Below are 12929 nucleotides of genomic sequence, written 5' to 3' on the forward strand. Positions count from 1 at the left end.
TGCCTTGGCACCTGTTTTTTATTACCCTAATGTATAAACTAAAAACCTCTCATTCCCATTCTTCTCATAAGCACCTGGCAATCTAACTTCTTTCTTCAGCACAAACGCAGTCTGATTTTCTAAGAAGAAAATATAGTCCTCAGAAGGATAATATAAAATAATATCCACTTCTCTCCCCGTGTTTTCTACTGAAAGCAAAATGTTATTTACTACATTCATAAACACTTGTACAGAAAATGGATTAAAGAAATAAAATCTATTATCATGTGGATCAATCTCATATTCCTGCGCTAAACAACATTGGAATTGAATTTTCCCCTTACTGTTTCGTGCCTTTCGTGCATAACGATCTCGATTATCCATCGCTTCTTTATAAAACTCTTCATTCATTTCAATTCCAACTGCTGAAGCACCACATTTATGATGAATATAAAAGTTTAATCGCCCTTTTCCGCACCCAAAGTCTACAATTCGATCGCTACTTCGTATTTCATATTGATTCAATAACTCATCTAACCCGCTATACGGCGTCGGTTCATAACGGTGATAGTGCATAGACTTGTTAAACCCTTTTTGCTCACCGACTGTTTTTATATGTAAAACTGCATCGTAATATTGTTCATTCATTCGTTTTCTCCTATTAAAAAATGGTACTTATTATTATACACCATGTACTGGAGGCTCATTTTTCATCAAATTAATAGGTACGTGAAATTATATTAACGATTTTCTTAATATATCTATCGTAACTTCAAATATATCAACGATTTTCTCAATATATCTATCATAACTTCAAATATATCAACGATTTTTCAAATATATCGATTTACCGACAATTCACGACAAAAAAACAGGAGCTCTTTAGCCCCTGTCTTCTAACACTTTCAATACAGTTTGTTTCAATATTTCTACCCCATCCATAATACAACTATGATCAAATCTCATATACGGATGGTGTAATCCAGGTTGTAGGTCTGCTCCTAGTCCAAGCATGACAGCTTTTAAATGTGGTCTTTTCACTGTATAGTAATGGAAATCATCGCTTCCTGTCGTATAGAGGGGCCCTGTGCATCTCTCTTCCCCATACACCTCGAGAATACCTTTACGCATAAAACGCTCTGCTTCTTCGGAAACCTCTGCTCCTGGTGCAAGATCCATCCATTCGTATGAAGTTTTTGATCCCATCGATGCAGCTGATTCTATTACATGCTCAATCTTTTTCTTTAATTCTTCTAATAGTATATTACTCTCTGCTCTTACATCTAAACTAAAATGACCATTTCCCGGAATAATATTTAAATTATCACCACCAGCTTGGCATCTCGTCATTTTTACTGAATAAGAACTTTGCGGTGGCAGCCAAATATTTTTCAAACCGATATTAATCATGGAAATGACATCAATTGCATTCACACCTTGGTGTGGTCTTGCCCCGTGTGCATCCTCCCCATGAATCATACCCTCTAAAAATCCTGCTGCTCCATGGCGAATAGATGAGGCTGCTTGTTTCAAAGATAGTTCTTCAATTGGTCTTAGATGGACGCCAAATAAGAAATCAGCATCATCTACAGCACCTTTCTCCACCATCTTTAAAGCACCATTCCCCTTCTCTTCTGCCGGCTGAAAAATAAATCTAACCGTACCACTTTTCCATCTCATATTTTTCAATTGTAAAATAAGTCCCATTACAATGGTCATATGAGCATCATGGCCACATGAATGGTTCGCTTTAAATTCTCCATTTACTTCTTGCCAAAGTGCATCCATATCAGCACGAATCGCAATAACTGGATTCCCGCCTCCAATCTCAGCAATTACACCTGGACAATCATCAAATGTTCTATATGAAATTCCTTCTTCTTTTAAAAAGTCAGTAATATACGCTGTCGTTTCATATTCTTTCCAACTTACTTCAGGGTTTTCGTGTAAATGCTGAAAAATCTCCGTTAAGCGCTCTTGTAGCTCTAATGTTTTCAACGTTCCAGTCTCCTTCCCACATTACAAACGATTCGGGTTAATTATACTTATGAAAAACAGATGTTTTTATGAACATATTGAATTTTAAGAAAAAAGTCAATTATTTATTTTTAAACACTTAAAAATCTTACTCTGCACTTATATTACAAACTAAACAAACAACTAGAACATTCCTTATTTTCTGTTTTTTATGTTGACGCTTACATAAACTTTTAGTTATCATAACCTAATAAACGTCTATTTTACGACAATTCTAAAAATACAAACAAAAATACGTAACAAGGAGGAACTTTATGAAAAAAGAAATACCTTTTGGAATAGCGATTATCCCTATTATCATTACCGTTGCAGTTATGATGGTTACAATTGTTGTATTAAAACAAAGCCCTCACGTTCCACTTATTATCGGTACAACCGTTGCTTCTATTGTCGCTTGGCGTTACGGTTACAAATGGAATGATCTTGAAGAAGCAATGTATAAAGGGATTCGTCTTGCATTACCTGCTATCGTCATTATTATTCTTGTTGGCTTAACAATTGGTGCTTGGATTGGCGGTGGAATCGTCGCAACGATGATTTATTACGGTTTAAAACTTTTAACTCCATCACTATTTTTAGTTTCCATTACCGTCATTTGTTCTATCGTTGCATTAGCAATTGGTAGCTCTTGGTCTACAATGGGGACAATTGGTGTTGCTGGAATGGGAATTGGCCTAAGTATGGGAATCCCAGCTCCAATGGTTGCTGGTGCCATTATTTCAGGCTCTTATTTTGGCGATAAAATGTCACCGCTTTCAGACACAACTAACTTAGCCGCAGGATTAACAAATACAGATTTATTCGCACACATTCGTCACATGTTATTTACTACAGTTCCAGGTTTAATTATTACTCTTATCGTCTATGCTCTCTTAGGAAGAAGCTTCGGCGCTAACAATATTGATGCGAAGAGCATCGATCAAACGTTACAAGTATTGCAACAAAACTTTGTTATCTCACCTTTCCTACTCATTATACCCGTAGTCGTTATGGTATTGGTCGCTAAAAAGGTCCCTGCTATACCAGCGATTCTCGTCGGTATTATTTTAGGATTTTTATCACAAGTCTTTATTCAAGGTGGTTCTGTCTCAGCATCTGTCGGTGCACTCCAAGCTGGATTTGTTATAGACACTGGAAACAAGCTAGTAGACGAACTATTTAACCGCGGTGGCTTAGATTCGATGATGAATACAGTCTCTATGACAATTGTCGCTATGACTTTCGGAGGAGTATTAGAACATACAGGTATTCTTCGCTCAATTGTAAATCAAATTTTAAAGTTAGCGAAATCAGCAAAAGGGCTTATCGCTTCTACTATCGCATCTTGTTTTGCAACAAACCTTACTTGCTCTGAACAATATATTTCAATTGTTGTCCCTTCAAGAATGTACGCAAATGCCTACACAGAAAAAGGACTACATTCAAAAAACTTATCCAGAGCATTAGAAGATGGCGGAACATTAACTTCTGTCTTCGTTCCTTGGAATACGTGCGGTGTATTTATTCTCGCTACACTTGGCGTAGGTGCATTTGAATATGCCCCTTATGCTATTTTGAATTTCATCGTACCTATTATCTCAATCATTTATGGTATAACAGGTTTCACAATTGTAAAACTATCAGACATTGAAAAAGCAGAACTGCTAAAGAAACAAAAAGCTCAACTAGAAGCTTAAAAATAGCGGTAAATTCAGTTCATATAGTGCGCGAGGTCGCCCTTGTTGATAGGGCATTTCCTCGCCGCAAATATGAGCATACCCGTAATCAACTAATTTCTTTAACAACCTTTCTGTCGATCTTCGAGTCACTTGTAAGTACTCAGAAAGGTCAGCTGCTGTAAACTTCAATGACGGATGCGATTGACTAAATTGAATGATTTTTGACAAGTTCGCCGGACTAAGCTTCGTTTCCTTCGCTATTTTCATTAGTTCCGGATTATCATTTTTCAAACTTTGTACTCTCTGTTCTTTCGGGAACGGCCCAAACAAATCTTTATCACTTGTTAGTATATAAAAACAACGATCTATTGGATTATTCTTTGCAAAACTTTGAGCAATTTTTGCATTTTGCTCCGCCTCTTTCACGGTTTTTCCATAACCAAATCCAATAGCTATCGTTCCTTCTACGCTTGCAAACAAGTTATTTATCGCATTTGTTTTAATAATCGATTCGATATCACCACGAGTTGTATACAAAATGCATGTCATTTCATCCACTTGTTTAAATGAACCACGTAGTTCTTTTGAAATGACATCTAGTTTTTCAAGCAAACTCGTTCGTAATTCTAGGGAAGAAATAATACAAGCACCAACAGTAGCTGAATAGCTTTTTGCTAACTCAGCTTTTATTTTTGCATCTTTTAGCCCATGTATAATGGACTGCGTTGGATCAATCATACGCTCTGAAGGAACACCTATTTTTTGAAGCTCATCGTAAACAGCGTGAATACTAGTTAAAGCTAAATGAGCCTCTCCAGATTGATATTTAGCTACATGAAAATCGATAACTCTATTTATCTCATCTTTACTCCACAGCATATTTTCATAATCCAACACTTGCGGACTTTCTTTTATACCGATATCATGGAACACATTTGTAATAAACGAGCGGTCTACTAAATCGATGGAAATGTTATGTGGTTGAATACTTTGATGATACATGATAGAAAGAATTGAAGATGCGACAGTTGTCTCGTCTTGCTGTAAGTATGTACTTGGAATTCGTAATTGTTCTCTTATTTCTTTTGCCATATAATAAGGTAAAGCACCTGAGAAAAAGATGACATCACAAGGCTTTAGACACTTTAATAGTTCAGAAGATTCCGCCGGATGAAGGTAAATATATGGATCAATTTCTATTCCCTCTAATTTTTGAGCAATAGGAAAAAGGTTCTCCATAAACTCCTTTGAACCAACAACTGCAATTTTTATCATCATTTTCTCTAACTCCTTATCATTAATTAACGACTATTTAACGTCAACTATATCAAATGTATAAAACTATTGTAAACAGGAAGGGGTTTCTATTCAATGAAAATTACAGCTATTCATCTTTACGCAATTCGTTTACCGCTTCGCAATCCGTTTGTTATTAGTTATGGCTCTTATTCTGATATGCCCTCTATTATCGTCAAAATGGAAACAGATGAAGGTATTATCGGTTACGGTGAAGGCGTTGCTGATGATCACGTCACAGGTGAATCATGGGAAAGTACTTTCCATACTTTAAAACATACGCTAACCCCAACTCTAATCGGACAAAATCCAATGAATATCGAAAAAATACACGACATGATGGACAATAAAATTTACGGTGTTCCAACAGCGAAGGCCGCAATTGATATTGCTTGTTTTGATATAATGGGCAAAAAACTAAATCAACCTGTATATCAATTAATTGGCGGGCGCTATCATGAAGAATTCCCTGTCACTCACGTTTTAAGTATTGCCGATCCTGAAGATATGGCTGAAGAAGCTGCTTCTATGATTCAAAAAGGTTTCCAATCTTTCAAAATGAAAGTTGGTACGAATGTAAAAGAAGATGTGAAACGTATTGAAGCTGTACGAGAACGTGTAGGAAATGACATTGCTATTCGCGTTGATGTAAACCAAGGCTGGAAAAATAGCGCAAACACATTAACAGCACTGCGTTCATTAGGACATTTAAACATTGACTGGATTGAACAACCTGTTATCGCGGACGATATTGATGCCATGGCTCATATTCGTTCTAAAACAGACCTCCCGCTTATGATTGATGAAGGATTAAAAAGTTCTCGTGAAATGCGCCAAATTATTAAATTAGAAGCTGCTGATAAAGTAAATATAAAACTAATGAAATGCGGCGGCATATATCCAGCTGTAAAGCTCGCTCATCAAGCAGAAATGGCAGGCATTGAATGCCAAGTGGGATCAATGGTCGAATCATCTGTTGCCTCTTCCGCAGGATTCCATGTCGCTTTCTCAAAGAAAATCATTACGAGCGTAGAGCTAACAGGACCATTAAAATTTACGAAAGACATTGGAAACTTACATTACGATGTACCATTCATTCGCTTAAACGAAAAGCCTGGACTCGGCATTGAAATAAACGAAGATACACTACAAGAACTAACCGTCTTTCAAGACGTTGTACGCTAAAGGAGGACTATCATATGACGGTTCTATACGAAGGAACATTAAAACAAAATAACGAATCATTTCACGTTACATTACTATCACTAGAGCATATCGAGCAAATCTTATCACTACAAAACATTGTAGTTGAAGCACTAGAAGATAAAAGTCGTTTACAACCACTCTCACAAGAAGAATTTCAATACATTCTAGAAGGAAACGGCATGATGATCGGTGCTTTTATCGAAAACGAACTCATCGCATTTCGCGCTCTACTCGTCCCTCCTATCGATGATGAACATTTAGGGCTCGATATTGGTTTGCCAGAAAGTGAACTACACCGCGTCATCTATCAAGAAATCTCAAACGTTCACCCGAACTGTCGAGGAAATGGGATGCAAAAAATATTAGCAAACGTCATCATGGACGAATTACAAAAAGAAGATAGCAAATATGATTATGTATGCTGCACCGTTGCTCCTTTTAACATTCCGAGCTTGAAGGATAAGTTTGCGCAAGGGATGGAGATTGCTGCGCTGAAGGAGAAGTATGGTGGTAGTCTGCGGTATGTTTTTGTGAAGGAATTGCGCAGAGATAAGGAAAACGATTGGACAGATGTTCAAAGTATTCTAATGAGTGATGCTAGTGGACAGCAGGCTTTGCTTTCGGAGGGGTATCGTGGGTATGAGATGGCGAAAGTGGATGGGGATTTTGTTGTGAAGTTTGGACGATAATCTATATACTCGAAAAAAGGAGATGCCTGCTATGACATCTCCTTTTACTTTCTCTTCATTGAACATATCGATTGCAACTCCAAATATATCGGCGGTTTTCGAAATATATCGGCGCAACTCCAAATATATCAGCGATTTTCGAAATATATCGACTTACCGACAAAGATTGACAATAATTGCAACCTATACAAAGCGCAACATTAGACCGTCATTTTCCAACTAGATAAGGCTAACCAATTCTCCATTTCTTTATAATCAGGCATTATCTTCCCGACAAGACGCCAAAAAGAGCGATCATGATTTAAATGAACCATATGACACATTTCATGAACGACTACATAGTCAATTACTCGCTGTGGTGCCATTGCTAGCTTCCAATTGAATGTTAGTTGTAAATTCGAATCGCAAGTACCCCAAGTACGACTACTATCTGTAATACGAATAGAACGTGGTTTTGTCTTAAAGTTACTTTGATGCGCTTTAATACTCTTCTCTACTAAAGTTTTACACTGCTTATAATAAAATCGTTTTAAAGCTTGCTGTATTTTCTCATCCTTTAGCTCTTTTACATAAATATGTAACTTATCCCCTTCAAAAATCGCATTGTCTTGCTCAATGCTTATATCTTGGGAAATCTGTATCGGATACGTATTCCCTAAATACAAAAAGCCCTCTCCTTGATCGTAATCCTTTTCCTGTGGTCCATGCGCTCGCTCCTGCATTTCCTTACGTGTTGTCTGAATCCAATCCCACTTCTCCTCTAGCAACTGGACTAAGTATTCAACAGGTGTTCCTTTCGGAGCTTGCACTTCCACATTTCCGTATGAATCTACAAAAAGACGCACGGACTTTTTCTTCTTATAAGTTATATGAAAATTAATTGTCTCACCTAAATATGTATGTACCATTTCATCACCTAGCATAGTATTTTTACAAATAAAAAAGAGTAGGATACAAACGTCCTACTCTACCTATTATATCATTTACTGCTTTAACGAACTCATTATCCTCTATACTTTACAGCTAATCCTTTAATGAAATTCCTTGCGTATTTATCGCCGCACTCTTTGTAATTTTTATGGCCTTTTTTTCTTAACAGAGCGCCTAACTCTCCTTTTGTTACCGTAACGCCCACGCTATCTAATATATCAAGTACATCCTCACTCGTTAAAGATAGTGCGATTTTCATTTTCTTTAGAAGAAGGTTATTGGCACTCTCCTTGCTTTGTACAGGTGTCGGTTGTCCTGGTTTCGGATCTTGCTTTCCTCTTTTTAAAGTAATAAATCCATTTAAAAATGCCTCTAACATCATCATATCGCATGTTTTTACGTACTCATCTTCAGCTACCTCATCATTTTCAGCTTCATGCTGAGGAGCCCTCTTTATTTTTGTAAGCATATCAACTACGTCTTCTTTCGTTACTTCCATCCCGCCAAGTTTAAAGATTTCTACCATATCTATATCTCTTATGTCTAAAGCGTATCGTACTCTTTTTAATATATCGTTGTTGCTCATTGCCATTGGGTTTCCTCCTGAAATGTTGATTATTTATTCAGCGGTTAAAGTTTATGCTATAACCTGCTTTAAATTATCATGTTTAATCTAACCTTTTAGTTATTGTCCGCTAAATTAATACTTTAACATTTTAAAGATATGTTTTATAGTCTTACCCGAACTTTTCTCTATCATTGTATCTACAGAGCTCTTACATGTTTTTTATATGCCTATAAAAAGATTTCTCTCTTAACATTAACTAAAAGAAAAAAACAGTGCTTTGATTTCTCAAATACACTGTTCTTTTCCAGCTCTGCACTTATTTTCAACTCACTCATGTCATGCACTACATATGAAATGATTTAACTGCTTAAAAGTTAAACCGTTTCACTATCCCTAGCCTCACCAGCACTATCCTCAAACTTATCCAACAAAGCTCGCACCTCATCCGTCGACTTCGTGCTCATCAATTGATTTCTCAATTCCGCAGCTCCTGGGAAGCCCTTCACATAAATTTTGAAGAAGCGGTGAAGCCCTGTGATTGAGCGTGGCAGTACTTCTGCATATTGATCTTGTAAATCAAGTTGTAGTCTTAAAAGATCTAGATGTTCTTTGCTGCTATGCTCTCTTGGCTCTTTTTCAAAAGCAAATGGATTTTTGAAGATGCCTCGTCCGATCATTACGCCATCAATGCCGTATTTTTCAGCAAGTTCCAGTCCCATTTTACGATCAAGGATGTCTCCATTGATTGTTATTAACGTATTTGGTGCAATGCGGTCACGTAATTTTTTAATTTCCGGAATTAGTTCCCAGTGCGCATCTACTTGGCTCATTTCTTCTCTTGTGCGTAAATGAATAGAAAGGTTTGCAATATCTTGTTTAAAAATGTGCGTTAACCAATCTTCCCACTCGCTTAACTCTTTAAAGCCAAGTCTTGTTTTTACACTGACAGGTAGTCCGCCCGCTTTTGCTGCTTGAATAAGTTCTGCCGCAACGTCTGGACGTAGAATAAGACCACTACCTTTTCCTCTTGATGCTACGTTCGGTACAGGGCAACCCATGTTAATATCGATGCCTTTAAATCCTAGCTCTGCCATACCGATACTCATTTGACGGAAGTATTCGGGATTGTCTCCCCAAATATGTGCCACCATCGGTTGTTCATCTTCTGTAAAAATTAAACGGCCACGTACACTTTTCATACCTTCTGGATGACAATAGCTATCCGAGTTTGTAAACTCTGTGAAGAATACGTCCGGACGACCAGCTTCACTTACTACGTGACGGAAAACAACGTCTGTCACATCTTCCATTGGTGCAAGTACGAAAAATGGTCGTGGTAATTCACGCCAAAAATTATCTATCATTTCAAATTCAAATCCTCTCACTATGAATACAATTTCAAAATCTCAATTTATAATTTGTGAAAATCAGCAATATTTATTTTAACTAAAATCGCTTATGAATGGTATTTTTGTAAACCAAAAAGCAGGTGGTATAGATTTTTTCTATATCAACTGCTTTCCTATTATACTAACTTAAGCCAAGCCACACACTCCACATGCGTCGTATGCGGGAACATATCAACAGGTTGTACTTCCTTTGTTTTATATCCGCCTTCTTCTAGTACTTTTAAATCACGAGCTAATGTTGCTGGGTTACATGATACGTATACGACGCGGTTTGGCTTCATGTCGATGATTGTGTTTAGTAATGCTTCGTCACAGCCTTTACGTGGTGGGTCTACGACCATTGTGTCAGCAATTACGCCTTCTTTGTACCATTTTGGAATGACTACTTCTGCTTCTCCTACACCAAATTCAGCGTTTGTCATGTTGTTTAGTGCTGCGTTTCGGTTTGCGTCTTCGATTGCTTCTGGGACGATTTCAACGCCGTACACTTTTTTCGCTTTTTGCGCTAGGAATAAAGAGATTGATCCGATTCCGCAATAGGCATCAATTACTGTTTCGTTACCGTTTAATTTTGCGAATTCTAACGTTTTATCGTATAGCACTTTCGTTTGTTCTGGGTTTACTTGATAGAATGAACGTGCTGAAATCGCAAATTTAATGTCACCGATAAAGTCATAAATATATTCTGATCCGTACAGTACTGTCGTTTTATCTCCGAAAATTACATTCGTACGCTTCGTATTTACGTTTTGAACAATCGATTTTACTTCTGGAAATTTCGCTGCAATTTCTTCAATAATTGCTTTTTTGTTTGGTAGTTCTGCTGTACGTGTAATGAAGACAAGCATAATTTCCCCTGTTACTTGTCCATAACGAGCCATTACGTGACGAAGTGTTCCTTTGTTACGTTCTTCGTTGTACGCAGTGATACCATGCTTTTCACAAATACGTTTTACTTCTTGAATTAATGTATCGTTTTCTTCTGCCTGAATTAAGCATGATTCCATATTAATGATGTCATGCGTTCCTTGGCGATAGAAACCAGCTACAAGCCCACCTTCACGTTCTCCGATTGGTACTTGTGCTTTATTGCGGTATACCCACGGATTCTTCATACCAAGTACAGGATGAACAGGAACATCGCCTAGTCCTCCGATGCGCTGCATAACGTCACGTACTTGTTTTTCTTTCGCTTGTAATTGTCCTTCATAAGTTAAGTGCTGAAGCTGACAACCGCCGCACTGATTATATACTGGGCATTCAGCATCTTTACGATATGGACTTTCTGTATGAAGCTTCATTAAACGACCAAATGCGAAGTTTTTCTTCACTTTAATAATTTTAATTTGCGCTTCTTCACCTGGTAATCCGTTTTTAACGAAAATAGGATAGCCCTTTACTTTCGCAACACCGGCACCATCATGTGTTAAATCTTCAAATACTACATCTATAAACTCGTTTTTCTCAACTGGTGGCGTCATTTTAGTACTCATTTTCCGACCTCTCTTTTTCATAACACTGCGTTACATTTTATCATACTTATATGGTCTTTTTCTATTGGAAGAAAAAAAGCTATTGACGATACTTCTCTGTTAATGTTACGCTACTACTAATTTAATACGGACGATGTTACCTCATATATACTTGATAATATGGATCGAGAGTTTCTACCCGGCAACCTTAAATTGCTGGACTATGGGGAAAACTAATGAATATTAGCCTATGCGCAAAAAAGGACTCATATTGATTAGCTTTCTCTCATAGATGAAAGTGAATCCATATGGGTCTTTTTTTATTTTTATTTTTCTAAAAGGTCAGACATCTTACGTATGACATAAAACCTCATTCCTTTATTTTTAGTAATATAACGAGCGTTTTATGTACAAACTTTATACGAACTTCTGAAAGGGGCAACTACATGCAATATGTAATGAGCATTATCGGTATTATTGCCGTGTTAGGTTTATGTTTTGCTTTGTCAAACAACAAAAGTAAAATCAACTTCCGTGCAATTGCAATTATGATTGGTTTCCAAATTTTAATCGGTTGGTTTATGTTTGCTACAAAGATTGGTCAACAAATCATTATTTTCATTAGTAAAGTTTTCAACAAACTAATTAAACTTGGTACGACAGGTGTCGATTTTCTCTTTAATGGAATTCACAGAGATTTTGTCTTTTTCTTAAACGTATTATTAATCATCGTATTTTTCTCAGCACTACTTTCAATCTTTAGTTATTTAGGTGTTTTACCATTCATCGTTCGCGTTGTCGGCGGTGCAATTTCAAAAATTACTGGTTTACCACGCGTTGAGTCATTCCACGCAGTAAACTCTGTATTCTTCGGTTCAAGTGAAGCATTAATCGTTATTAAAAACGATTTACAGCATTTCAATAAAAACCGTATGTTTATCATTTGTTGTTCTGCGATGAGCTCCGTTTCTGCTTCTGTTACAGCATCATACGTAATGATGTTAGATGCAAAATACGTACTAGCAGCTCTTCCGCTAAACTTATTCTCAAGCTTAATCGTTTGTTCGTTATTAACACCAGTTGATACGAAGAAAGAAGATGAAGTGATTCAGAAATTTGATAGAACTCTATTCGGAGACAGCTTTATCGGCGCAATGATTAACGGTGCGCTTGATGGTTTAAAAGTAGCTGGTATCGTTGCCGCATTAATGATCGCCTTTATCGGTGTGATGGAAGTTGTAAACTACGTAATTAGTGCAGCTTCAGGCGCAATGGGACATGCTGTTACTTTACAACAAATCTTCGGTTACGTACTTTCTCCATTCGCATTCTTAATGGGTATTCCAACTCAAGATATTATCCCAGCTGGTGGTATTATGGGTACGAAGATTGTTTTAAACGAGTTTGTAGCAATCCTTGATTTAAAAGACACAGCTACAACATTAGCTCCACGTACAGTTGGAATCGTTACAGTATTCTTAATTAGCTTCGCAAGTATTAGCCAAATTGGTGCAATCGTTGGTACAATCCGTGCCCTTTCTGAAAAACAAGGAAGCGTTGTTTCTAAATTTGGTTGGAAAATGCTATTTGCATCAACACTTGCTTCTATTTTATCTGCGACAATCGCTGGATTGTTTATTTAATAAAAAATCACCTTTGCTTAGACAGCAAGGTGATTTTTTTAT

11 protein-coding genes and 1 riboswitch are annotated in these 12929 nt (G+C 37.0%); of the genes, 4 read left to right on the forward strand and 7 right to left on the reverse strand.

Annotated features, from left to right (window positions below; all coding sequences use genetic code 11):
- Positions 1 to 21: 21 nt before the first annotated feature.
- On the reverse strand, positions 22 to 627 hold the full coding sequence (locus tag MR143_RS17325) for an SAM-dependent methyltransferase (RefSeq protein WP_001005618.1): 606 nt from the start codon (positions 625 to 627) through the stop codon (positions 22 to 24).
- Positions 628 to 861: 234 nt separating this feature from the next.
- Positions 862 to 1977, reverse strand: a complete 1116-nt coding sequence (locus MR143_RS17330) for a M20 peptidase aminoacylase family protein (protein ID WP_000853517.1) — start codon at positions 1975 to 1977, stop codon at positions 862 to 864.
- Between the two features lie 293 nt (positions 1978 to 2270).
- Here MR143_RS17330 and nhaC point away from each other — a divergent pair, with 293 nt between their 5' ends.
- Complete coding sequence (nhaC, locus tag MR143_RS17335; RefSeq protein ID WP_000711511.1) at positions 2271 to 3692, forward strand: Na+/H+ antiporter NhaC; 1422 nt, start codon at positions 2271 to 2273, stop codon at positions 3690 to 3692.
- On the opposite strand, the gene MR143_RS17340 is transcribed toward nhaC, so the two are convergent.
- Positions 3681 to 4952, reverse strand: coding sequence for a hypothetical protein (locus MR143_RS17340; protein ID WP_000972812.1), 1272 nt, complete (start codon positions 4950 to 4952; stop codon positions 3681 to 3683). The two genes, nhaC and MR143_RS17340, sit on opposite strands and share 12 nt — an antisense overlap.
- Positions 4953 to 5045: 93 nt before the next feature.
- Between MR143_RS17340 and MR143_RS17345 the strand changes: the two genes are divergently transcribed.
- Positions 5046 to 6155: a mandelate racemase/muconate lactonizing enzyme family protein gene (locus MR143_RS17345; protein WP_000704496.1), complete on the forward strand. Its 1110-nt coding sequence runs from the start codon at positions 5046 to 5048 to the stop codon at positions 6153 to 6155.
- A 14-nt stretch (positions 6156 to 6169) separates the two neighbouring features.
- Entirely contained in the window at positions 6170 to 6865 is a 696-nt protein-coding gene (locus MR143_RS17350) for a hypothetical protein (protein ID WP_000217550.1), read from the forward strand.
- 200 nt (positions 6866 to 7065) lie between these two features.
- On the opposite strand, the gene MR143_RS17355 is transcribed toward MR143_RS17350, so the two are convergent.
- From MR143_RS17355 to rlmD, 4 genes are all read right to left on the reverse strand, one after another.
- Positions 7066 to 7773, reverse strand: a complete 708-nt coding sequence (locus tag MR143_RS17355; protein WP_000233767.1) for a M48 family metallopeptidase — start codon at positions 7771 to 7773, stop codon at positions 7066 to 7068.
- A gap of 95 nt (positions 7774 to 7868) precedes the next feature.
- Positions 7869 to 8387: a YehS family protein gene (locus tag MR143_RS17360; RefSeq protein WP_001251729.1), complete on the reverse strand. Its 519-nt coding sequence runs from the start codon at positions 8385 to 8387 to the stop codon at positions 7869 to 7871.
- Positions 8388 to 8737: 350 nt separating this feature from the next.
- The gene (locus MR143_RS17365; protein WP_000566704.1) at positions 8738 to 9727 is read right to left on the reverse strand and encodes a tRNA dihydrouridine synthase; all 990 of its coding nucleotides are present in this window, start codon (positions 9725 to 9727) and stop codon (positions 8738 to 8740) included.
- Positions 9728 to 9888: 161 nt separating this feature from the next.
- Positions 9889 to 11265, reverse strand: coding sequence for a 23S rRNA (uracil(1939)-C(5))-methyltransferase RlmD (gene rlmD / locus MR143_RS17370; protein WP_199718170.1), 1377 nt, complete (start codon positions 11263 to 11265; stop codon positions 9889 to 9891).
- Positions 11266 to 11386: 121 nt separating this feature from the next.
- A riboswitch (purine riboswitch) is annotated at positions 11387 to 11488 on the forward strand.
- A gap of 202 nt (positions 11489 to 11690) precedes the next feature.
- Between rlmD and MR143_RS17375 the strand changes: the two genes are divergently transcribed.
- Positions 11691 to 12887: a NupC/NupG family nucleoside CNT transporter gene (locus tag MR143_RS17375; protein ID WP_001200484.1), complete on the forward strand. Its 1197-nt coding sequence runs from the start codon at positions 11691 to 11693 to the stop codon at positions 12885 to 12887.
- The last annotated feature ends 42 nt before the right edge of the window (positions 12888 to 12929 follow it).

This window comes from Bacillus cereus group sp. BfR-BA-01347 (genome assembly GCF_022663835.1).
Taxonomy (GTDB): Bacteria; Bacillota; Bacilli; order Bacillales; family Bacillaceae_G; genus Bacillus_A; species Bacillus_A thuringiensis_K.